The sequence below is a fragment of the Kitasatospora sp. NPDC093550 genome (genome assembly GCF_044764985.1).
In the GTDB taxonomy this organism is placed as follows: Bacteria; Actinomycetota; Actinomycetes; order Streptomycetales; family Streptomycetaceae; genus Kitasatospora.
In genome coordinates this window covers 182,246-204,783 of the sequence record NZ_JBIWJF010000002.1, presented here as the reverse complement: position 1 = coordinate 204,783, position 22,538 = coordinate 182,246, and the positions used below count along the sequence as shown (strand labels likewise).

The window sequence follows — 22,538 nt, the reverse complement described above, 5'->3', positions numbered from 1 at the left end:
CCCGGCGGTCACGCCGGTGGCCCGGTGCACCGCGAGGTACACCGGGCCACCGGGCCCCGAACAACCATGGGGCGGCAGATCCTCGCCGGCATCGGCATCGGCATCGGCTTCGGCATCCGCACCGCCGCCGGCCTCAGCGCCTCGGCTCCCGGGAGGACTTGCGGTTACGCGTCGACGGCGTCGGTCACGCGCCGCCAGCTGTCCAGCTCGGCGATGCGTGCCTCCCATGCGGCGCGCATGCCCGTGGCACCGGAGGTGCCGAGGGCCAGGCGCAGCGGGGGGTTGGGGCTGTCGACCGCGGTCCGGATGCCTGCGGCGATCCGCGCCGCGGAGGAGAACGCGGATGCCGGCAGCTCTCCGATGCCCTTCTGAACCTCACGAACGGTCTGGTCGTAGTCGGTCAGTCCGTCCGCGACATCGAGGTTGGCCAGGAAGGGGGTTGCGGTCAGCCCGGGCTGGATGAGGGTGACCTTGATGCCGAGCGGCGCGACCTCGGCCGCCAGCGCGTCCGACAGCCCTTCGACCGCGTGCTTGGTCGCGGCCAGCAGCCCCACGCCGGGGTGGGCGGACTGCCCGTAGACGGACGAGCCCTGGAGGATGTGCCCGGATCGCTGGGCGCGGAGCACCGGCAACGTCGCGCGGAGCACGTTGAGCACGCCGAAGACGTTGGTGTCGAACACCGCGCGAATCTGGGCGTCGGAGGCCTCCTCGACAGCTCCGAACAGTCCGTAGCCGGCGTTGTTGGCCACCACGTCGATGCGTCCGAACCGTGCGAGCGTGCGCTCCACCGCGTCCCGGACGGCCTGTTCGTCGCGCACGTCCGCCTGGATGGGGAGGAGGCGCTCGCCGTGCGCTTCGGTCAGTTCGGCCAGGGAGGCGGTGTCGCGGGCGAGGGCCGCGACGGCGTCGCCGCTCTCGAGCGCCTGGAGCGCCAGTTCGCGGCCGATGCCGGACGTCGCGCCGGTGATCAGCCATGTGCGGGGGTGGGTCTGCCGGTTTGATGTTCCATTCATGTTGCGACCGTAACGAGTTAGCAAGCAACGCGTCAAGCACGCGGGCGCCCCAGGTTGCCCGTTAGGCGGGTTAGTGCCTCTTCCTGTTGAGGTAGGGTGAGGGCATGAGCAATGCGGCAGCCGGATCTCCCAGACTCAGCCCGCGCACCGTCACACCGGCGGTGGAGACCGTGCTCGCGTTCGTCAACACGCGCGCGGACGGGTCCGGTCGGCGGGAGCTGTTCGCGGACGGGAACTCGTTCGCCGCGTGGGTGGCGGAGCACGGCGAGTTCGGCGGCGAAACCGTGGCGACCGATGCCGATGCCGCGGTCGCGCGCGAGCTGCGCGACGCCCTGGTGACCGTGCTGCTCGCGCACTCGGGCGACGACGAGGGCCAGGGCGAGCCGCTGCAGCGTGCCGAGCGGCACCTGCGGCGCGCGGGTTCGCTCTACCCGCTGGCGCCGGTGGTGACGGCCGGTGGTGTCGAGCTGGCGTCGCCGCAGGCGGGGGTGGAGCGTGTGTTCGGGACCGTCCTGGCCGCGGTGACGACCTTCGCCCAGAGCAGCGACTGGGGGCGCGTCAAGGCGTGCCGGAACCCCCCGTGCCATTTCGGTTTCTTCGACCGCACCCGCAACGGGGCAGGGCTGTACTGCAGTCCCGGCTGCGGCTCCCAGGTGTCCATGCGCAACTACCGCCAGCGGCAGCGCCAGGGAAGTCAGCCCCCCGAGTGAGGACGCGCGCTTCCCGGCGGGCCTGGGACCCGCTGGGGCCGATGTCGCCGGACCTCTCCCACGCGGCCTGAGTCCGCGTGCCCGGGCGGGTGCCGCCGGCGGTTTCGTGGCCGGGCGATCGTCCGTCGACACCCCGCGGAGCTGCGGCTATCGTGAAAACAACGGGACAAGGACGCACGCATGCGCTCCTCGCATGGTCGGAGCGATCCCAGGAGGCGGCGGCATGAACCGCCTGCACGCGCTGTGGTGCCTGCGCAGGATGAACGCCACTCAGAAGTCCACGGAAGGGGACGCGGCAGCGGACAGGGCCACGATCGACAGGGCCGCGATCGACAGGGCCGCCGCTGACGCGGTCGCCGCGCGGGAGGCCGAGCAGGAGCGGGTGAAGCTGGCCTACAAGGTGGCCATGGACCTGTTCACCGCCCAGGACCGCACGGTCGGAAACCTTCGGACGAGGGCGACCGGAATCTTCGCGACCGCGGCCTTCGTGGTCACCTTCTCGTCGTCCGTCCACCTGGTCGGGAGCCGCGACTCGAACGAGTTCCCGCTCTGGGCGGCCGTCTCCCTGCTCTGCGTCGTCCTGGTGCAGGGCTGCTTCGTCATGATGGTGCTCTGGCCGCGGACCTTCCGTTTCGGCCACAGCGTGCTCCGTGTGTTGGACCCGCGGCCGGGTGCGGCGGACACCTCTCCCGTGGACCGGGAGCTGGTGCGGCAACTGGTGGACACCCTGCAGGAGAACAAGGCACAGATCATCAGGCTGGCCAGGTACTACCAGTGCGCCGTCCTTCTGCTGCTGGCCGAGGTCTCCCTCGTCCTCGCGGCGGTGATCTCCCAACTGTGACTGTTCGTGACTGTGACTGTTCGTGATGGGAGCGGGAAATGCCAGGTCCGCAGGGGAACGGTGGCGAACACGAGTGGCCCACGGTCGTGTACCGGGGAGGAGCACAGGGGCGGCAGATCCTGCGCGTGAACCTGCCCGAGGGCGCCGACGCCGCGGTGGTCGGCACGATCCTGACCCGGCACGGCATCGCCTACCTGAACGTCGCGGACATTCCCGGTGAGGAGCCGGCCGCACAGGTCGAGCTGGTCGGCGGCGACGACGTGGCGGACCGGGCCGTGGTCGCCCTGCGGGCCGACCTCGCGGGCCGCGGGGACGCCGCCGACTGACGAAGGCGGCGGGGGGAGAGCCCCGGGTGGCCTCCCCTCAGGAGCCGCCAGGCGACGGCTCGTGACGGCGGTCTTACGGCGGCGGCGTCAGGGCCCAGCCGGCCGACACCCGGATCGGCGTCCTGACCACGGACGGCACGCTGGTGGTCGAGGACGGCAACCTGTGGGCGCCCTGGACGGTCGAGGACCACGGCGTCGAGGACTGTGGATACGGAGCGTCACAATGTCACGGACAGTCGCCTCCTGCGGTGGCGTCACCCGTTTGCGGCCATCCGTCGCGGTGCCATAGTGGAAACGAGTGACCATACTCGGCAACCGGTCCCAGAGGGTTGCGCCATGAACGACAGGCAAGTAGACGCCAGAATCAGCGACGACCAGTTCGACCTGGACATCCGGGTCAAGGTGGTCACCAAGGCGGTCGACGGGTTCGCCGCCGAGGCGGGCGAGACGGCCAGTTGCGCCAGCACCTGCGGGGACGAGTGCACCAACAGCTGCGCCAGCACCTGCGGTGAGGAGTGTACCGTCGTCAGCCTGCCCGCGGGCGGCGCCGTCGGCGAGACCGAGACCTGCTCGACCTGCGGCTCGTGCACCTCGGAGTGCGACACGGTCCCCGTCCGGTTCTTCGAGGACCACTACGTCCTGGAGGTCAGCCAGGTCCGTGCCGACGGCATCACCCGCAAGGTCGCCGGGGAACACGTCATCCGCCGCGTCGAGCGGGAGTCCCGGCCGTCCCGGGACGGCTGATGGCCGTAGCGGCGCGGCGGGCGGCCGCCTGGGAGCCGGCGGTCCGGGACGCGCGGACCGCGGCACGGGTCCGCGCCGCGGCCGCGGACGTCCTGTCCCGGCTGCGCGATCCCGACACCGCGGAGGCTGCGGGCCGCAACGGTGCGCGCCGGGAACGGCCGCGGTGGACGCCGTACGGCACCGCGCAGGGCACCGGCGGCCTCGCGCTGGCCTTCGGGCACCTCGACCGCTGCCTGCCCGGCCAGGGCTGGGACCTGGTGGCCCACCGTCACCTCGCCCGCGCCGTGGAGGGCACCGCGCGCGACCCCGTCACGGGCGTCGGGCTCTTCTCCGGGCTCGCCGGGGTGGCGTTCACCACCGCCTACCTGGCCGACGGCCGGGGCCGGTACCGCACGCTGCTCGGCGACCTCGACGACAGCCTGTACGCGCGGATCCCCCATCGGCTCCCCGCCGTCGACGGACGGGGACTGGCCGTCGGCACCTTCGACGTCGTGTCCGGCTGGACCGGCGTGGCCGCTCACCTCCTCGCCCGGCCGCCCGGACCGGACCGGGACCGCGCCCTGGACTCCCTGCTCGGCTGGCTGGTCGACCTGTGCCGGGGCTGTCCGGACCCCGACGGGATGCCCGCCTGGCACACCCCGCACGCCCTGATCGCCGACGAGGGCATGCGCGCGAGGTACCCCGGCGCGGTCGCCAACTGCGGCCTCGCGCACGGCATCGCCGGTCCCCTCGCGCTGCTCTCCATCGCCCTCTCCGACGCCCGGGGTCCGGCGGTGCCGGGACACACCGAGGCGATCCGCCGGGCCGCGTCCTGGCTCGCCGCCCGGCACGTCGCGGACGCCCGGGGCGGCGGCTACCCGTCGGTCGCCGCGTACCCGGCAGTGGCCGCGTACCCGTCGGCGCTCGCGGACCCGTCTGCTCGCGCGGACCCGTCTGCTCTCGCGGACCCGGCGCTCGCGGAGCCCTCGGCCGCGGACACCCCGGCTGCCGCGCCCCGTGAACCTGCTCCCGCTCCGACACCGGCCCGCGACGCCTGGTGCTACGGCAGCCCGGGTGTCGCCCGCGCGCTGTGGCTGGCCGGCACCGCCCTGGGCGACCGCGCCCTCACCGCCGCGGCCACCGCCGCCCTACGGGCCGCACTCGCACGCCCGATCGCGTGGCGCCGCATCGACTCGCCCGGTTTCTGCCACGGCGTCGCGGGCCTGCTCCAGGTCACGCTCCGCTTCGCCGCCGACACCGGGGACGAGGCGATCGGCGCCGCGGCGCAGCGCCTCGTCGACCAGTTGCTCGGCGAGTACCGGCCCCGATCCCCCTTCGGCTACCGCAGCGTCGAACCCGACGGCACCCGCGCGGACCGGGTCGGCCTCCTGGAGGGCACCCCCGGGATCGCCCTCGCCCTGCTGGCCGCCGCCACCCCCGAACCGCCCTCCTGGGACCGGTTCCTCCTGCTCTCGTGACCGCCCACCCGTCGCCATGACCACGCACCCGCTGCCAGGCCTCCACCCACCCCCGTGACCACCCACCCGTCGCCATGACCACCGACGCCTCCTCCCCCACCCCGGGCGCCAGACGCCGACCGTCCACGGGAGCGCCGAGCCGCTACCGTGCCCTCGACTTCGTCATGATCCGCACCCCGATCCTGCCCGTCAGCCGCTACCCCGCGCCCGACACCCCCGCGCCCGACACCCCCGGGCCCGAACCCGCCACCGCGCGCGTACGGGCCGACGACCTGGCGCGGTGCGCCGTCACCGTCTCCTCGCTGCCGCTGGCGGCCGCGCTGCGGCGCCCGCCGACCACCGAACGCGATCGGCGACGGCTCGAGGCGAGCCTGCTCCGCTACCTCGTCCGGCTCAGCACCCGTCCCACCCCGTTCGGGCTCAACGCGGGCGCCGCCCTGGGGCGGTGGGGACCGGACACCGACGTCCGACTCGCCGACGACCGGTCGCCCGAGGTCCACGCCCGGCTCGACATGCACGCCCTGCTGCACTTCGTCACCGCCCTCGAATCGACCCCGCCGATCCGCCGGGCGACCCGGGTCATCACCAACCCGGCCGTGCTGCACCGGGCCGGCCGGGTCACCCTCAGCGGTGTCGAGGCACCGCGGACGGCGACCGGCGGCGAGAACGTCACCCTGCGCGCCACCGGCGCCGTCCTGCGCGCCCTCGCCCTCGCCCGCACCCCCATCAGCCACGCCGACCTCGCCGTCGAGCTGCTGCGAACCGTCCCCGGGGCGACCCCCGACAAGGTCGACGAGCTGCTCCACCGGCTGTGGCGGCACGCCTTCCTCCTGACGGACCTCCACCCGCCGCTGACCCACCTCGACCCCTGCGGCCACGTCCTCGACCACCTCGGCCGGATCCCCGCGGCCGCCGCCGCCCACGCCGACCTGGCCGCACTGCTCGCCGCCATCCAGGACTGGCAGAAGCAGCCCCCCGACGCCGGTGCCGACACCTTCCCGGAGCTGGCCGACCACGCCTGCCGCGTCACCGGCCTCGACACGGACACCCCCCTGCAGGTGGACACGGCCCTGCCCCTCGCGGTCGGGACGGTGTCCCACCGCGTCGCGGACGCCGCCGTCCAGGCCGCCGACCTGCTGCTGCGCCTCACCCCCTTCCCGGACGGGCCGCCGCACATCACCGCGTACCGGCGCGCGTTCGAAGCCCGGTACGGAACCGACCGCGACGTTCCCCTCCTCGAACTCCTCGACCCCGTCACCGGCCTCGGCACCCCGTCCCCGACCGCGACGATCGCCTCCCTCGACACCGACCGGTCCGACACCCTGCTGCGCCTCGCCACCGAAGCGCTCCACGACCACCTGACCGCCGTCGACCTCGACCCGGACACCCTCGACCGGCTCACCCTCCGGAACGTCGCCCCCACCCGGCTGCCCCTCTCGCTCGACCTCTACGCCATGGTCGCCGCCCCGTCGGCCGCCGCCGTCGACGCGGGCGACTTCCGGCTCGTGGTCGGCGCCAACATCGGCGCGGGAGCCGCAGGACGCAACCTCGGCCGCTTCGCCGGCATGCTCCCGGGCGCCGTCCCCGCCCTCGCCGAAGTCGCCGCCGCGGAAGGGGCCCTGGACCCCGGACGCGTCCTCGCCGAACTCGTCTACCTCCCCGAGAAGACCCGCTCCGCCAACGTCGTCGTGCGCCCCACCGTCCGCGACCACGAGATCGGCATCCGGACCAGCGCCGAGGACGGCCCGGCCCGCTCCATCCCCCTCGTCGAACTCGCGGTCCGGATCACCGACGGCAGGCTCACCCTGGTCTGGGACGAGGGGGCAAGCGGCGGCGGGCCTGGGGCGAAAGGCACCGGAGAACACGGCACACGGGCCGTCTCCCGGACCGCCCCACGGACCGTCCGGGAGGTCACCGTCTGCTCCGGGCACATGCTCAACCACAGCCGGGCGCCCGCCGTCTGCCGCTTCCTCGCCGACCTGAGCCACGACGGCACCGCGCAGCTCACCGGCTTCGACTGGGGCCCCGCCCGCCACTTCCCCTACCTCCCCCGGGTCACCCGCGGCCGGATCGTGCTGCGCCCGGCCCAGTGGCGCGTCGACCACCGCCTGGCCCAGCGGCTCACCGGGAGCCCGGACGGCTTCCCGGCCGCCTTCGACGCCTGGCGCCGCCACTGGCGCGTGCCCCGCCACACCTACCTGACCAGCAGCGACGACGCGGCGGACCACCGCCTCCTGCTCGACACCACCGGACCCTCCCACACCGAGGAGATCCGCCGGGCCCTGACCCGCCTGCCGCCCGGCGGCGCCGTGATCCTCCAGGAGGCCCTCCCCGGCCTCGACGACGCCTGGGCCACCGGGCCGGACGGCCCCCGCGTCGTGGAACTCGTCGTCTCCATGACCCGCCGCACCGCCGCCCCGCCCGCGCCACCGCCCCGCGCCCGCTCCGCCCCCGTCGCGCGGGCCGACCGCCTCCGGCCCCCGGGCAGCGACTGGACCTACCTCAAGCTCTACGGCGACCGGCAGGAGGAGGACGCCCTGCTCGCCGGCGCCGTCCGCGACCTCGTCGCCGACCTGGCCCCCCACAGCGACCGCCGCTTCTTCCTGCGCTACGCCGACCCCGAACCCCACCTGCGGCTGCGCCTGCGCGGCGACCCCGCCCTCCTCGTCCCGGCCCTCGCCGACCGGGCCGCAGCCCTCCTCGCCGCCGGGCACCTGACCCGGTTCGGCTTCGACGTCTACGACCGCGAGGTCGAACGCTACGGCGGCCTCACCGCCATGGACGCCACCGAGGAGCTCTACACCGCCGACAGCCAGGCCGTCCTCGACCTGCTGGCCCTGCGCCGCACCGGCACGCTGGCGCTCGACGACACCGCGCTCGCCCTGCTCAGCATCGACGACCTGCTGGCGGGCGTCGGCCTGGACGAACAGGCCAGGCTGCACCTCTACCGCCGACGGGCCCACCACGCCCACCTCGCCGGCGCCGAATTCCGCGCCCGCAAGGCCGAGTTCTGCACCCTGCTGAGCACCCCGCCCCCGCCTCCCGTCGCCGACGTCCTCGCCGAACGCCGCCGCCTCCTGACCCCCGTCGCCGCCCGGCTCACCGACCTGCACCGGCGCGCACTGCTCGGCCGCCCGCTCCTCGACCTCTGCGACAGCTACGTCCACCTGCACTGCAACCGCCTGCTGGGCCCGAGCCCCGCCGCCGAACACGCCGCGGTCGAGCTGCTCCACCGCACCCGGCAGACCCTGGCCCTGCGCGCCGGGTGACCGGCCCCCTGCGCGGCCGGGGAATGGGCTGGTCGCCGGCCCCCACCCCATGGCCCCGCCCCTGCACCCCTCCGGTCTACGGCACGCTCTCTGCTATCGCGAACCCGGACATCTCATCCCAAGGGGTTGCGCTCCAGAGGCGGGCCAGGGCCGTCCACAGGCGACTGACGAGCGTCCAGTCAGGGTTGTCCCCGCTCAGGGTGACCGTGGCGAGCAGGTCGCAGCCCCAGATGCCGTGTTCGTCGTCAGGCGAAGCAGCGATCACCGACTCCGCGATCCACGCAACTCCCACATGCACCTCAAGGGTCAGCCAGTCGGCTACGGGTTTGCCTGCGGGTCCTCTCGTCGCCAGCGAGCACACGGCAACCTCCGCCACGAACGGCCCGGACCGCTCGGTCACCAGCAGATCACCGGCCGGCAGGAGTTCGTTCAGGAGGCGGCTGACCGCGGCCTGCCCGTTCTCTTCGTCCGACCGGCAGAAGAACATGAGTTGGTATGCCACGGTCGGATCCCGCCTCTCCCGAACCAATCGACCCGATCATGGTAGAGGCCTCGTTCGATGCCCCTGGGGCGCCATGACGGCGGCACTCGCCACGGCGGCCGCGCGCCGACCGGCGCGCCGGAGTTCGGAGGATTCCGGCCCCGGCTCGTGGAAGGCCGGGACGGGACCGTCGCGGCGGCCCGCCACCTGCGGGGGATCCTCGACCACAGCCCGGCCGAGGCGATCGGCAGGCTGAAGGCGGCGAAGGCCGGGGACGCCCTCGGAACCGCCGTCGAAGTCGAAGCCGTCGTGCGGGCACTTCGCCGGGACGGTTACGCCTACGAGACGGTCGCCGCCGGATCGGCGGACTGAGCAACCGGATCCGCCGCGCGGCGGGGAGCACGCACACCCGCTGGCGAGGGGGCTTGATGCCCCGTTTCCAGAGCAGCCGACGGTGCTCGGCCGACGACCGCCGTCGCTCCTCCAGCGCCCTACGGCCCTGCGGGCCGATGCGCCCCCCGGGCACCGGGGTCGCATCGGCCCGCGGGGCCTCGCCGGGCCGCCGGTCAGGCGCGGGGCCGCAGGGTGCGCAGGGTGGTGCGGGCGGGGAGCCAGGTGCCGAGGGCGGCGAGGGCGGCGGTGCCGGCGAGGACGGTGGCGAGGGTGGTGGTGGGGGCGGTGAGGCCGGCGGTGCCGCGGGTGATGCCCTGGGCGTAGGTGCTGAGGACCGCGTAGGCGATGGCGAGGCCGAGGGCGGTGGCGATGGCCAGGGACGCGGCGGTCTCCCAGCCGAGCATGCGGCGGATCTGGCGGCGGGTGGCGCCGGTGAGGCTGAGCGCGGCGAACTCGTGCCGGCGGTCGGCGATGCCCATGGCCAGGGTGTTGAGGACGGCGATGGCGACGAACGCGATGATCAGGCCGAGGGTGACGTAGCCGATCTGGGCGCTGACCCGGTCCTGCGAGGCCTGGGCGGCGGCGCGGTCGAGCACGCCGAGGCCGGGTTCGGCGCGCAGGGCGGCGGTGAGGGCCTGCCGGGTGGGGCCATCGGGACGGCCGGTGCCGCGGACGAGCAGCTCGTCGTCGAGCGGCACGTCGACGTGGGCCGCGACCTGGGCGTGGGCGAGGGTGAGGTCGCCGAAGCCGAGGCCGCGGCTGTAGAGGGCGACGACGGTCACCTCGGCCGGGGTGCCGTCGGCGAGGACCAGGCGCACCCGCTGGCCGATTCGGTAGCCCAGCCCGTCGGCGGCTGCCGCCGTACCGTCCGTCAGGCGGCCCAGGTCGCCGGCGGTGACGCCGAGGTCGAGGGTGTCGGACAGGCGCTCGGGCGTGACGGCCTGGACGCTGCGCTTGGTCAGACCGTCCCGGACCTGGGTGTGCAGCACCCGGGTCACGGTGCGCACGCCCGGGACGGCGGCGAGCGCCTCGGCGGCGCTGCCCGGCGCGCGCGGCCCGACCACGAAGTCGGCGGTGCTGCCGCGTTCGCGCTGCGCGTCCGCCGCGCCGTCGATGGTGGTCTGGGTGAACAGGATGGTGCAGGCCATCGCGATCAGCAGGGTCAGCGGGGTGATGACGGAGGCCAGCCGGTGCGCCCCGGCGCGTAGGTTGTGGGCGGCGAGGTAGCCGCCGACGCGGGAGAGCCGCAGCGACGGGCCGAGGATCCCGAGGCCGCCGCGGGCCACCAGCGGGCCGAGCAGGGCGAGCGCGGTGCACCAGAGCAGGACGGCGATGAAGCAGACCGGGGTGGAGGCCTGGTCGGAGTGCAGGGCGGTGAGCAGGGCGGTGAGGGTGACGGCGCCGGCGGCGGCGAGCACGCCGAACACGATCCGGGGCCAGGCCAGGCGCGGCGGCTTGAGCTCGGCCTCGCCGAGGGCCTCGACCGGCTTGATGGCGGTGGCGCGCCGGGCGGAGACGCGGGCGGCCGCCCAGCCGGCCAGCACGGCGCAGGCCGCGGCGGCGACGGCCGGGAAGGGCGAGAGGACGACGGGCAGGTTCGCCGGGATGACGCGCAGGGCGACGAAGCGGCCGTGCAGCCAGTCGCCGAGCGGCAGGCCGGCGGCGGCGCCGAGGATCCCGGCCGTCAGACCGATCGCGAGCGCCTCGCCGCCGATCATCCTGCGGACCTGACGGCTGGTCGCGGCCACGGCCCGCAGGACGGCGATCTCGCGCTGCCGCTGCTGGATCGACAGGCCGAAGGTGCCGACGACGACCAGCAGTGCCACCAGCAACGCGGTGCCGGCCAGGACGGCGCCCATGCTGACCAGGCGGACCTGGGCGTTGGCGGCGTCGGGGAACTCCACCCGGCCGCGGTCGTCGCCGGTGCGGGCCACGGGGGCCGGGACGGCCGGGGTGGCGGCGAGCAGGGCCCGGACGTCGTCGGCCGCCGAGGGCGCGGCCGGGAAGACGCCGATCGCGGCGACCAGGCCGTCGTGGCCGGCCAGGCGGCGGGCCCGGTCGGAGGCGAAGAAGAGGGTGGTCTGGCTGTCGAAGCCCTGCGCGGTGACGCCGACCACGTGGAGGGCGAGGGTGCCCGAGGGTGTGCGGGCGGCAGTGGTGGAGCCGGGGGCCAGGTGGGCGCGGGCGGCGGTGGACGCGTCGACGACGACCTCGTCCGGGCCGGCGGGCGCGCGGCCGGCGGCGAGGGTGAGTCCGGCCAGCGGGGCCGACTCCCAGCCGTGGCCCCAGGAGCCGCCGGTGGGGCCGCCGGGCAGCAGCGCCGGGAAGGTCACCTCGGTGGCGACGGCCCGGACCGAGGGCAGGGCGGCGATGCGGTCGGCGAGGGAGGCCGGCACCCAGGCGTGGCCGGCGATCGGCTTGGCCTTCTCCTTGACCTTCCCCTTCCCCTTGGACTCCACGGCGTGCACGTCCTGGTCCCCGGAGACGACGATCGGCGCGGCCGCGTAGCGTTCGGGGCGGACGGTGCCGGTGAGGCCGGTGGCCAGCAGGGTCCCGCAGCCGCAGACGAGGGCGGCGGCGCAGAACAGGGCGACGAAGGCGCCCGCGAAGGCGGCCGTACGGTGGCGCACGGTGGTGAGGGCGAGGCTCAGCATCATCGGTTCCACGCTCCCAGGCGGATCATGCGGTCGGCGACCTTGGCGGGGGTCGGGCCGGCCATGGTGTCGGCGACCCGGCCGTCGGCCAGGAAGAGGACCTCGTCGGCGTAGGACGCGGCGACGGGGTCGTGGGTGACCATGACGATGGTCTGGCCGAGGTCGTCGACGGTCTGCCGCAGCAGGGTGAGGACTTCACGGGCCGTCATGGTGTCCAGCGCACCGGTGGGCTCGTCGGCGAACACCACCTCGGGGTCGGAGATCAGCGCCCTGGCGATCGCCACCCGCTGCTGCTGGCCGCCGGACAGCTGCCCGGGCCGGTGCCCGGCGCGCTCCCGCAGCCCCACCCGGCGCACGAGGTCGGCCAGCCGTGCGGCGTCGGCGCGTCGGCCGGCCAGCCGCAGCGGCAGGGCGACGTTCTGCTCGACCGTCAGGGAGGAGATCAGGTTGAACGCCTGGAACACGAACCCGGCGCGCTCGCGGCGCAGTTCGGTCAGCTTGGTCTCGTTCAGCCGGGACAGGTCGGTGCCGCCGAGGCGGACCGTGCCGGAGGTCGGGCGGTCCAGGCCGGCCGCGCAGTGCAGGAAGGTGCTCTTGCCCGAACCGGAGGGCCCCATCACCGCGGTGAAGCCGCCCTTGGGCAGCCGCACCGTCACCTCGCGCAGGGCCGCCACCGCGCCCCGCCCCTTGCCGTAGACCTTGCTCACGGCGTCCAGAGTGATCGCTTCGTTCATGTCCTCCAGCCTGCCGAGCCGCGAACTCCCCTCCCAGGGAGCCGATCACGGCGCACCCGTGACATCGTCACGGGTAGGGTCGGGACATGATCAGACTCCTGCTGGCCGAGGACCAGCACGTGGTGCGCGGCGCGCTGGTGGCGCTGCTGGAACTGGAACCCGACCTGGAGGTCGTCGCCCAGGCCGACTCGGCCGACGACGTGGTGGACCGCGCACTGGTCTTCACGCCCGACGTGGCGGTGCTCGACATCGAGATGCCGGGCCGGACGGACGGTCTGCAGGCCGCGGCGGCGCTGAAGGAGCGGCTGCCGGGCTGCCGGACGCTGATGCTGACCTCGCTCGGACGCCCCGGACTGCTGCGCCGCGCCCTGGACGCGAAGGTCGACGGCTTCCTGCTGAAGACCGCTCCCCCGGCCGAGCTCGTCGCGGCCATCCGCCGGGTCGCCGGCGGCGGACGGGTGCTCGACCCGTCGCTGGCCGTGGCGGCCTGGGACCTGGCGGACAATCCGCTCACCTCGCGCGAGAACGACGTGCTGCGGGAACTTGCGGAGGGAGCGGAGCCGCCCGAGATCGCCGCGCGGCTGCACCTGTCGACCGGGACGGTGCGCAACGTGCTGACCGCGGTCGTCGGCAAGCTGAACGCCCGCAACCGGACGGACGCGGTGCGGGTCGCGCGGGAGGCGGGGTGGCTGGCGTCCTCGTAGGGCGGGCTGGCGGGGGCCGCGTGATCGGCGCTCTCCGCTCGGTAAGGTCAGCTCGGTGCTCGGTGCGGTCAGGTTGGTACTCGGTACGGTCAGCTCAGTGCTCGGTACGGTCAGCTCGGCGCTCGGGTGCGGTCAGCTCGGTGCTCGGTACGGTCAGCCCAGCGGCAGTTCGGCCCGCAGCAGGTACCAGCCGTCGTCCGGGCCGGCGCTCAGGGTGCCGCCGGCCTCGGTGAGCCGGACGGTCAGGCCGCCGATCCCCGAGCCGGGCGCGGTGACGCCACCCGGGACGCCGTCGTTCTCCACCTCCAGACGCACCGAGTCCCCGGTGACGGTGGTGGCGATCCGCGCGTGACGGGCGGAGCTGTGCCGCAGGATGTTGGTCACGGCCTCGCGCAGGACCACGCTCAGCACGCCACCCGCCCGGGCCGGCACCGGGACGTCGTCCAGCTCCACCGTGATCGCGGCCGCCTCCAAAACGGCTGCGGCGGAGGCGAGTTCGGCGTCGAAGGACAACCGGGGGCTGTCGCCGGCCACGGCTCCCAGCTCGGCCCTCCCCCGCTCGGCCAGGCGCGCGATGTCGGCCAGCTCGGCCCGGCAGCGGTCGTCGACCGTGCCGTCCACGGCGCCCCCGGCGGCTCCGGTCCCCGTCTCCGTGTCCGCCGCCAGGCGGCGGGCGAGCTCCGCCTTGAGCAGGATCGCGGCCAGACCGTGCCCGAGCAGGTCGTGCAGGTCCCGGGCCGCCCGTAGCCGCTCGGTGACGACCGCGGCCCGGGCCAGGCCGGCCCCCGCCCGCTGCAACTCCCGCACCAGCCGCACCAGTCGCAGCACCGCGAAGACCACCACGCAGGTGATCACCACGTTGACGGTGGCCAGCAGCACCGCGGCCGCGCCGCCCCCGCCGGCCACCCCGGCGACCACCCCGGCCGCCACCGACAGGGCGGCGGCCAGGGCCGTACCCGCGCGCCGCGGCAGCGCGATCAGCAGCGAGCCGGCCAGGATGCCCGCCGCCCCGATCCAGTTCCGCCCCAGCCAGGGCAGCGGCGCGAGGGCGAGAACCGCCGAGACCAGCAGGGCGGGACGGGCGTGCCGCGTGGCGTCGTGGATCGAGAAGCGGACCTGGAAGGCGCAGAACGCCAACGCGCAGGCCGCGCCCAAGCCGAGGCCCGACACCGACGCCGGCACGGACAGCAGCGCCTTGCCGCAGAACGCGGCGAGGAGGAAGTAGTAGAGGCCGAGCGCGGCGCGCAGCTCGGGCGGGTCCGCGGCCGCCGCCGGCGCGGGGGTCGCGGCGACCACCGCCTCCACGGCGAAGCGCCCGTCCGGCTCCAGACCCGCCGTCAGCCGCCCGCCCACCGCGTGGACCCGCTCCGCCAGACCGTCCAGGACGTCCGCGCCGAGCGCCGCCGTCGGCACGCCGTCGCTGACCACGCGCAGCACCACTCGCCCGGCCCGCTCACCGGTGCTGACCTCGCACCGCCGGGCGTCGCCGACCCGCACGACCGCCGTGACCGCCTCGCGCAGCACGGTCGCCAGCACCGTCCCGGTCGGTCCGAGCGGCTCACGGTGCCCGATGCGCAGGTCCGCCGCGATGCCCGCGGAGGCCAGCAGCGCCCGGGCGCTGGCCGCCTCCGGGGCGAGCGAGAGGCTGCGCAGCTCGGCGGTGGTGGCCCGGGCGGCCGCCAGCGTCCCACGGGCCACGCCGATCAGCCGGCCGAGCACGGACGGATCCCCCGTCGCGGCCAGGCCGCGAATGCGCGCCAGGCCCTCGGACAACTCGCTGCGCAGGCTCGCCGCGATGCGCAGCCGCTCGTCGGTGACCGCGGAGGCCGCCAGGGTGAGCCGGGCGGTGTCGACGCGGGCCGCCAGCAGCGCGAGCGTGGTGACGGCGTACAGCATGACGCCGCCGAGCGCGACCGTCAGCAGCAGGTCGACCGTGTCGCGGACGGACCCGGAGCGCGCCACGCCGGCCCAGGCGGCGCCCGCCGCGAACGGCAGGAGCAGCGGCCTGCGCCGCTCCAGCAGCAGCGAGGCCGCGGGAAGGCAGAGCAGCCCGATCGACACACCGAGCGGACCGACCGCCAGGAACCCGGCCGCCAGCTCCACCACCGTCCAACCCGCCCACCCGGCGGCCTCGGAGGGCTCGACGGCCCCGGCGGGCTCGGCCCGCGTGTGCCGCAGCTGCACCGCCACCAGCACCAGGCAGAGCGCCACGACCACCGCCCCGGCGCCCGGCTCCGCCGGCACCCGCGCCAGCCCCTTCAACAGGTGCACCGCCACCAGCGCGACAGCCACCGCCACCACCAACGCCCGCGCAGGCCGCACCCGGACGTCCCTCCCCCACTTCCCCAGCACCGGAGCATCGTACGCACCGGCCGCCGGCCGGCAGACCGGGCGGGGTCACGGCCGTCGGCCCTTCTACTGCCGCTCGCCCCGTGGCCGCACCCCGTCGACGCTGCGAGACTGTCGGGATGCTTGTTGATGCCGCGTCAGGACCCGAGCAAAGAGGTCCCTGCCCCGCCCACCGCACCGAACCGGGTGACCGGGAGCCGCGACCGGCTCCTGGAGCGGTTCAACCAAGCGGTGCGCGATCCGGAGGAGTCCGGTGGTCTGTCCACTGTCGCCCGCCTGCTCGATCTGCTCGCGGCGGGTGAACCGAACCCGGAGGGCGCGGTGTGGCTTCCCGACACCAACGCGCGGCTCGCCGCCTCCGGCATACTGCGAGGTGCCTTCCCTGACGCCGATGTGCCCCTGATCGCGTCGCAGTACGGCGAGGACGCCCACCGTCGGGGCTGGTTGCGGCTCGACCGCACGCTCACGCCCGCGGAACACTCCGCCCTGGTCGACACCGCGCTGACCTGGTCGGCGGTCGACCGCGCCCTGCCCGACGTCCTGGCCGCCTTCGGCCCGCCGTCCGTGACGTTCGGCTCCCCCGACCCGTCGCTCCCCAAGACCCTCAGCTACGCCACCGCCGATCCCGAGGCCCCCGTCGTCGCCTTCCACCTCGGCACCGCGACGCCCCGGGAACCGGCCCCAGGCGCCGCAGGCCCGACTCCGGCGAACGCCGTCCTGCTCGCGGTCCGGATCCACGACGGTTTCCTCGACGGGTGCGAGCTCACGCCCGTCGGCCTGGAGCGCTTCCACTGACACCACCCTGCCGGGGTGAGGGGCGGCTCCGGCAGGGCCTGGCGTCATGGCGCCGGTCGTGTCACCCCGGCACCGCCCAGGGGGCCAGGCGCCCGTGGCTCAGCCGCCGAGGCGCCGGATCGTCACCGTCAACTCGCCCTCGTTGTCGGTCAGCACGGCGTCGTTGATCCTGAGGTAGAGTTCCCCCGCCGCGCCGCCGTTGTGGACAAGGCGCTTGGCCCCGACCGCGAACGGCTGCCCCTCACCGATCCGCCCGAGGAGACCGGCGTGCGGAATGCAGCAGATGTTGTTCGGCTGGCCGGGGTCCTGTGCGCAGACCTGGGGGTCGGTGCACCCATCCGGTCCGACGGCGTACCCGTTGCCGAAGGGACGCCAGGTTCCGGTGGCCGTCACGTCGAGTTCTCCGCCGGCCGCCATCGCCACGCCGCTGTCCTGCCACCCCCCGGCGGCCGACACCGTCCTGGTGGCGGTCGGGGGCTGCGGCGCCGTGGCGGTCGCGGGCTGGGGCGCGGTCGCCGTACCCGCGGTCGCCCAGGTCGTCACACCGAGGACGGCCGCGGAGAACGCCGCCGCGAGACCCAGCGAGAAGTTGCTGCGATCGGACTGTGAGGCCGATGGATGCCGGGGTACGCCCCATTTCCCAGTGGCCCACTGCGCGATGACGTAGGCCACGACGAAGCCCGCCGTGGTCGCCACGACCACGATCAGCGCCCGCAAACCAGTGGACAACCCGCCACCCGACCTTCTCGGAACGTGACCACGTCGACACGAAAAGTACAGCCCCTCGACGACCCCGCTGGTCAACGACTCGGGAAGGGCACCAGAGCAAGATCCCATTGGTCGGCAGCGTGAAGCAGCGCAGCCGTATCCAGCCGCACCTCCACGACGTACTGATGGATGTCCGCCCCGTCATCGCCCTGCAGCCACGGAGGTGCCGCCTCCAGGGACAGGTGAACCCGAATCTCCGCCTCACTGCCGCTGCGTTCGGCGAGGCTCACGGCCAGCACCGGCTCGACGAAGTCCGTGTCCGGATCCAACCAGCCTTCGGCATCAGGTCCGGTCACGGCCACCGCCCCCGCGGCCACCGCACGCAACCACGCGGACACCTCACGGGCTTCATCGCTCAGCAGGCACGGATCGGCGAAGGACCAGCTGCCCTCGGGCGTCGTCACCGTTCCGGCGACGACCAGCCAGTTGTCGTCATACGCGTCGCCCCGGACCCCGGAGAACTGATAGCGCAGGGGGCGCAGCTCGACACTGCTCGCTTGATCACTCAACAGCACGGCCACAGGATGTCACGGGCCCCCATCGGGTCACCCGCCCAGCAGGTGCAGAATCGGTTGCCCCAGGGCCCCGAGCCAGCCGGCGACGCCGGAGAGCGCCGAGAACAGTCCGGTGCCGGCCGCCACCGCGGCTCCGGCCTCGCGCAGCAGGCGGGTGACCCGGGCGAGCCGGGCGGCGACCGCCTCCCGATCGGGCTCGGGCCGGGCGGCCTCCTGGTCGATCGCGTTCAGCTCGGTCTCGACCAGCGGCGCGACGGCGGGCGGCAGCTGCTCCCGGCCGACGGCCTCCCGCAGGGCGCCGAGCAGTCCGGTCAGCTCCGGCGCGCCGACGGCGATCGCGCCGGACTGCCCGTCGTGGACGTGCTGGTCGTGCGCGACGTTGTTGACCACCCCGGCCTGTTGACTTCCGACGTTGAAGACCATGGCACTCGCCTCCCGTGGACACTGGCCACTGGAACTGGGGATGTGGGCGCGCGGATACCCTGCGCGAGCCGGCCACGACCGAGGAAGGGCGAAGCAAACGGCTACTGATGCCGTTCCTCGGGAAGGACCACAGGCCTGACACATGCGCTGCCCTCCAGCTCCTCCGTCACCGCGTCGGCCAGCTTGCCGAGACCGTCGGGTGGGCTGGTGAGTGTGCCCAGCACGGCGTTGCCCCCCGCCAGGGCCGCGGTGGCGGCTGCGGACAGGCCAGCCGCTGCTGCGGCACGAGCGACGAGGAAGTACTCCTCCGCCGCCCTGTGGCCGAGCTGGAGGCCACGCCACGTCAGGGTGCGCCGATCCTGCTCCGGAAGGTCGAGGTCAAGGGCTAGTTGGTCCATAGGGGGCGTGGGCAGAGGGCCGTCGAGCTCTGCGACGGCACGCTGCAACGAACTCCAGGCCGCTTCGACGTCGCCGGCCCGCCGCTGCAGCGACGCAAGGCTGAGTAGGGAAGCGCCGCGTTTCTGTGGGTCGTCCTGGAGGCAGGCATGCAGTTTCCGCGCGCGTGCGGCCTGGAAGAAGTCCCCGAGCCTCGCCAGATGCCAAGCGAGGTGCCCGAGCAGCGGTGCGTCACGCGGTCCTGCGTCGTCGAGCAGTCGGAGCAGGATGACGCGAGCCAGCTCGGTTCGTCCCTGTCGACGGGCCAACTCGGCCCACGTGAACTCATCCTCGTCCGCCGGTTCGAGCCCGTAGTTGGAGTCATCGAAACCGGACGCCCAACCACTCAAGTCCTCTGCTGCCTCCGGGAAGCCTCCCAACCCGTAGGAGACGTCCGGATTGGCCTGGCGCAGTGACTGGATCACCTCGTGGTCCTCGGCGTAACCCTGCAGACCCACGAGGACCGCCGCCAACCTCAGCTCCTCGGTGTGGCCGAGCGCGGCCTCGGCACGGAGCAGGCTGCGCAGGAACGGGAGGTCGGCAGTCTGCCGGTCGTACTGGGCCGCTCTCAGCAAGGTTGCCCGGCGTGCCGGATCGGCCGCGATGTCAGCCCAGCGCGCCTGGTCCGAGCGGACCATGGCGAGGTCGGCTTGTCCTGGAGCAAGGACAGCGTGCCAAAGTGGCGGGCGCGGGAGCCGGCCCAGCAGCGCATAGGCGCACCCCTCGTCCGCGTTGAGGAGCACGAAGTCCGGTTCCGTGCGTCGCAGCGACCGGTGCAACCGCTGGATCAGTTCCGCCTGTGGCAGCTGGCGCAGTCCGAGCCCGGCCAGGAGTCTGCTGCGATCGACGTCGAGCTGCGCGGCGTAGGAGCTGCGGATGCCGTCCTCGGTCCTGGCGACGACAGCCGTCATTTGGGCAGAGTCGGGTTCGAGGTCGGCGTCGATGTAGTCCCGCCAGCCAGGCAGCCCGATCAGTACTTCGAGGGCCTCGTCCACGCTGTCGCCGACCAGCCCGGTCTCCCCCTCGGAGCTCGCATGGAGCACTTCGCCGTTCGAGCACAGGAAGAAGGTCCCACCGGTATCGTCTCCGGCCACCGCCCGCAGAGCCGAACCGGATGCCAGCCGCACCGCCTCGCAGTGCTCGGCGCGACCGAGGTCGAAGTCGAACGGAAACGCCGCGAGCCCAGCCAGCTCCGGGTGTCGACGCAGCAGCTCCAGGGCACGATCACGGCGATTCATGGCAGGACCGTAACAGCCGGAAACGACCTCGATCACAGCGAGGCCGCCCAGCGCTCACCTGCAGGAACCCGGTCCGCGACGGCTTCCAGCCCCGCCCGGCAGGAGCCGCGCCGGGCGTGCGGGGATCCAGAGCCGTGGCCGACTCCGATGCCCGGCTACGGGCCGATGTCCTCGGTGGCGCCCTCCTCCCCCGCCTCGGCATCGCGCACGTAGCCCTTGATGTGGATCACTGAAGATCACGGGCGTCGTGCCAGAAAGACGAACTCCCTTCCTGGGCGGTCGGGTGCATCGCGAACATCCTCCACCACGTAGCCGTGGGTGATCAGATCGCTCTCGACCTCTTCTCGTTCTCGGAAACGCAGCGTCGAGTCCGATGTCAGCACCTGTCCGTCCGCGCCGAAGACGTAGGTCCAGCGGAAGTTCACCAGAGGCAGGTTCATCTCGAGAAGCTGGACCCAGCTCTCGACGGGGCCGACGTCCGGGATCTCCGTCACGCGGTAAGAAAGCTCGCGGGTCCACTGCTCCCAGGCGCGTCCGGCCGGATTTCGGGTTTCGAAGACCAGATGTCCGCCAGGCCGCAGTGCTCCGTAGGTTCCTTGCAACGTCTTGTGCCATCTCTGCGGCTCAGTGACAGCCTGGGCAACGTTCGCCGTCATCGTCGCCAGGTCGACCTGTAGCGACGGGAGGTCCGTCGCGTCGCCGCAGATCCAGCGCACTCGGCCACTGCCTGCTTTGGCCCGGGCGACGTCGATGGACGCCCGAGCGGGATCGACGCCGACGACCTCGATCCCGCGGTCAGCCAGGAGAAGTGCGAACACCCCTGTGCCGCAGCCGATGTCCAGCACTCGGCGCGCCTTGAACTTTCCCGCTATCCGGAGGTAGGCGTCAAGGTCGCTGCGCTCGGGGTCGAGTGGGTCGTAGATCGCGGCGAGCCGCGGATGCCCGAAACATTCGTCAGCCATGAGGCCGAACGTATGCGGGGCCAAGACGTCAAAGCTACCGATTCCGGTGCACGGAGCGGCACCCGTCCGAGGTTCGATGGCACACGCCCGCGCACACCCCGGCCCCAGCACCGCGTGCGGACAGATCCGTCCACGGACCGGCCCGCACCGACCATGGCGACTGACCGACGGCTTCTCACACCCGTACGACACCCCGCGGCTGGTCGAGCGACTCAACACGGACTGGTACGACCTCGCACTGCCCTGCCCCATGAGGCCCGGCTCCCACGGGGCCCGCTCGCGCCGCGCGTCTCCCTGCACCACCCCGCCCGGCGCTTGGTCGCCCTCGCCGCGTTCTACGCCTACGCCCGCCTCCGGGGCCGGCCACATCCCCGAACCTCCGTTCACAGGCAGATCCCCGTGGGCACCGTGGGAGAAGACGCGCGAGCCGGCAGCCTTCGGGCCTGCCGCTCTCGTCGACGAAGACGCGGTGGGCCACGCTTCCAGCGGCACCAGGCCCTTCCGTGCGGGGAACGGTGTGAGGTGCGGGGTTCCGACGAGCCACTGCACCTGGTTCGAGGTCAGGTCTCCGGAGGACAGTGCGCGCCGTACGGGCCAAAGCACGGGAAGACTTTGCTGTTCGGCCGTGGAACGGCGGCATGCGCCGTTGCGGCGGTCACCACACCCTGATGGCGGCGGCCGAACGAGTCCAGGTGGATCGGATTGCTCCAGGCGCGTTCGCCAGAGGCATCCTCGACGGTGACCCGGCAGTAGCCGTTGCCGAACATCTCCACCGGCAGGGAGCACTCCGTCAGGTCTTCGCCCTGCAGCACCTTGGCCCCCGGGGCGCCGCCGGTGAGCATCACCTTGCGAGCGGGCGAGCACCGCACGGTGACCAGCCCGTCGTCGAGCCGAATGTCGTGGATCTCCGGCCCTGTACTGGAGTAGTAGTACCCGGCCTTGAGCGCCGCCAGGAGCTGCTCCGGTTCAAGAGCCTCGGCGCGCACCTGCACCCAGGCCGCGCACGGCGACGGGTCCTGGGGCTGCAGGTGAGCGTCGTCGGCGGCATACGCGGTCAGCCGATGCCCTCGGTTGAGCATGACATCGGTCAGGTACCAGCTGTCGCCCCGGTGTTCGCGGTCGGCCAGGGCGTTGTGGACCTCGACCGCGTGGGCCGCGTCCAAACTCTCCGCGTCGGCGATGGTCAGCAGCGACGCGGCCGGATGAGCCATCCCGATGAAGGCACCCGCCGCCCTCGCCCTGCGCGCCAGCTGCGGCCCGGTCTCGCCGGGGCCGGGAGGGGCGAAACCCAGTGGCAAGCCGACCGCGACGATGTGCCAGGACTGCCCGGCTTCCGTCCGCGGAGCGTGCAGCTCGGCTCCCAGCAACGTGGTGAACCCGGCGCTGCGCAGCGAACGGGTGTCCGTCAGCGGGAAGTTGTACTCGGCTCGGAAGTGGTCCGTCACGGCCAGGAAGTCGTAGCCGGCATCCTGGTAGCGGCGGACGGTCTCCTCCGGGGACAGTGCGCCGTCGGACTGGTCGGAATGGGTGTGCAGATTGCCGCGCCAGAAGCGTCCGGGTCGGCTGAAAGGCAGGTCGGTCACACATACCCCCTCGTGATCGTGGGATCCCATCGCACGCCGATCACATCAGTGAACTGGGAGCTGTGTGTCTGCGCCAGCGAATAGTTGCTGCTTGTCGCCTGGCGCCGGTCGGCCGTGTCTGCGGGAGCATGCCCGCTCGGGTGG

20 protein-coding genes are annotated in these 22,538 nt (G+C 73.7%); 9 read left to right on the top strand and 11 right to left on the bottom strand.

What is annotated here, in order from left to right:
* Window positions 1-164: 164 nt before the first annotated feature.
* Complete coding sequence (locus ACIRD3_RS04085; protein ID WP_402211259.1) at window positions 165-1,013, bottom strand: SDR family NAD(P)-dependent oxidoreductase; 849 nt, start codon at window positions 1,011-1,013, stop codon at window positions 165-167.
* Between the two features lie 104 nt (window positions 1,014-1,117).
* Here ACIRD3_RS04085 and ACIRD3_RS04080 point away from each other — a divergent pair, with 104 nt between their 5' ends.
* The 6 genes from ACIRD3_RS04080 (at window position 1,118) to ACIRD3_RS04055 (ending at window position 8,360) form a co-directional block, all read left to right on the top strand.
* Window positions 1,118-1,723: a CGNR zinc finger domain-containing protein gene (locus tag ACIRD3_RS04080; protein ID WP_402211256.1), complete on the top strand. Its 606-nt coding sequence runs from the start codon at window positions 1,118-1,120 to the stop codon at window positions 1,721-1,723.
* A 223-nt stretch (window positions 1,724-1,946) separates the two neighbouring features.
* Window positions 1,947-2,564, top strand: coding sequence for a hypothetical protein (locus ACIRD3_RS04075; protein ID WP_402211254.1), 618 nt, complete (start codon window positions 1,947-1,949; stop codon window positions 2,562-2,564).
* A 38-nt stretch (window positions 2,565-2,602) separates the two neighbouring features.
* Complete coding sequence (locus ACIRD3_RS04070) at window positions 2,603-2,890, top strand: hypothetical protein (RefSeq protein WP_402211251.1); 288 nt, start codon at window positions 2,603-2,605, stop codon at window positions 2,888-2,890.
* A 336-nt stretch (window positions 2,891-3,226) separates the two neighbouring features.
* Window positions 3,227-3,634, top strand: a complete 408-nt coding sequence (locus ACIRD3_RS04065; protein ID WP_402211248.1) for a hypothetical protein — start codon at window positions 3,227-3,229, stop codon at window positions 3,632-3,634.
* On the top strand, window positions 3,634-5,091 hold the full coding sequence (locus tag ACIRD3_RS04060) for a lanthionine synthetase C family protein (protein WP_402211245.1): 1,458 nt from the start codon (window positions 3,634-3,636) through the stop codon (window positions 5,089-5,091). Before ACIRD3_RS04065 ends, ACIRD3_RS04060 begins: the two co-directional genes overlap by 1 nt.
* 74 nt (window positions 5,092-5,165) lie before the next feature.
* Window positions 5,166-8,360 (top strand): lantibiotic dehydratase, encoded by a 3,195-nt coding sequence (locus tag ACIRD3_RS04055; RefSeq protein WP_402211242.1) that lies wholly within the window; start codon window positions 5,166-5,168, stop codon window positions 8,358-8,360.
* Between the two features lie 76 nt (window positions 8,361-8,436).
* Here ACIRD3_RS04055 and ACIRD3_RS04050 read toward each other — a convergent pair whose 3' ends face one another.
* Window positions 8,437-8,862 carry a hypothetical protein gene (locus tag ACIRD3_RS04050; protein ID WP_402211239.1) on the bottom strand — a complete coding sequence of 142 codons (426 nt, stop codon included), beginning with the start codon at window positions 8,860-8,862 and terminating at the stop codon, window positions 8,437-8,439.
* 147 nt (window positions 8,863-9,009) lie between these two features.
* Here ACIRD3_RS04050 and ACIRD3_RS04045 point away from each other — a divergent pair, with 147 nt between their 5' ends.
* Entirely contained in the window at window positions 9,010-9,213 is a 204-nt protein-coding gene (locus ACIRD3_RS04045) for a hypothetical protein (RefSeq protein ID WP_402211237.1), read from the top strand.
* 194 nt (window positions 9,214-9,407) lie between these two features.
* Here ACIRD3_RS04045 and ACIRD3_RS04040 read toward each other — a convergent pair whose 3' ends face one another.
* Both ACIRD3_RS04040 and ACIRD3_RS04035 read right to left on the bottom strand, forming a co-directional pair.
* Window positions 9,408-11,891, bottom strand: a complete 2,484-nt coding sequence (locus tag ACIRD3_RS04040) for an FtsX-like permease family protein (RefSeq protein ID WP_402211234.1) — start codon at window positions 11,889-11,891, stop codon at window positions 9,408-9,410.
* Complete coding sequence (locus ACIRD3_RS04035; protein ID WP_402211232.1) at window positions 11,888-12,622, bottom strand: ABC transporter ATP-binding protein; 735 nt, start codon at window positions 12,620-12,622, stop codon at window positions 11,888-11,890. The genes ACIRD3_RS04040 and ACIRD3_RS04035 overlap by 4 nt, the downstream gene beginning before the upstream one ends.
* A gap of 86 nt (window positions 12,623-12,708) precedes the next feature.
* Between ACIRD3_RS04035 and ACIRD3_RS04030 the strand changes: the two genes are divergently transcribed.
* Window positions 12,709-13,326 carry a DNA-binding response regulator gene (locus ACIRD3_RS04030; protein WP_402211230.1) on the top strand — a complete coding sequence of 206 codons (618 nt, stop codon included), beginning with the start codon at window positions 12,709-12,711 and terminating at the stop codon, window positions 13,324-13,326.
* A gap of 153 nt (window positions 13,327-13,479) precedes the next feature.
* On the opposite strand, the gene ACIRD3_RS04025 is transcribed toward ACIRD3_RS04030, so the two are convergent.
* A complete protein-coding gene (locus ACIRD3_RS04025; RefSeq protein WP_402211227.1) occupies window positions 13,480-15,678 on the bottom strand; it encodes a histidine kinase in 2,199 nt (732 codons plus the stop codon).
* Between the two features lie 126 nt (window positions 15,679-15,804).
* Here ACIRD3_RS04025 and ACIRD3_RS04020 point away from each other — a divergent pair, with 126 nt between their 5' ends.
* Entirely contained in the window at window positions 15,805-16,470 is a 666-nt protein-coding gene (locus tag ACIRD3_RS04020) for a hypothetical protein (RefSeq protein ID WP_402211224.1), read from the top strand.
* A gap of 99 nt (window positions 16,471-16,569) precedes the next feature.
* Here the strand turns inward: ACIRD3_RS04020 and ACIRD3_RS04015 are convergent, their stop codons facing one another.
* The 6 genes from ACIRD3_RS04015 to ACIRD3_RS03990 form a co-directional block, all read right to left on the bottom strand.
* Window positions 16,570-17,166: a hypothetical protein gene (locus ACIRD3_RS04015; RefSeq protein ID WP_402211221.1), complete on the bottom strand. Its 597-nt coding sequence runs from the start codon at window positions 17,164-17,166 to the stop codon at window positions 16,570-16,572.
* 104 nt (window positions 17,167-17,270) lie between these two features.
* Complete coding sequence (locus ACIRD3_RS04010) at window positions 17,271-17,753, bottom strand: hypothetical protein (RefSeq protein WP_402211218.1); 483 nt, start codon at window positions 17,751-17,753, stop codon at window positions 17,271-17,273.
* Window positions 17,754-17,783: 30 nt separating this feature from the next.
* Window positions 17,784-18,176: a hypothetical protein gene (locus ACIRD3_RS04005; RefSeq protein WP_402211216.1), complete on the bottom strand. Its 393-nt coding sequence runs from the start codon at window positions 18,174-18,176 to the stop codon at window positions 17,784-17,786.
* A 101-nt stretch (window positions 18,177-18,277) separates the two neighbouring features.
* A complete protein-coding gene (locus tag ACIRD3_RS04000; RefSeq protein ID WP_402211213.1) occupies window positions 18,278-19,849 on the bottom strand; it encodes a hypothetical protein in 1,572 nt (523 codons plus the stop codon).
* Between the two features lie 236 nt (window positions 19,850-20,085).
* Complete coding sequence (locus ACIRD3_RS03995) at window positions 20,086-20,811, bottom strand: class I SAM-dependent methyltransferase (protein ID WP_402211210.1); 726 nt, start codon at window positions 20,809-20,811, stop codon at window positions 20,086-20,088.
* Window positions 20,812-21,371: 560 nt separating this feature from the next.
* Window positions 21,372-22,394 (bottom strand): CehA/McbA family metallohydrolase, encoded by a 1,023-nt coding sequence (locus ACIRD3_RS03990; protein WP_402211207.1) that lies wholly within the window; start codon window positions 22,392-22,394, stop codon window positions 21,372-21,374.
* Window positions 22,395-22,538 lie beyond the last annotated feature (144 nt).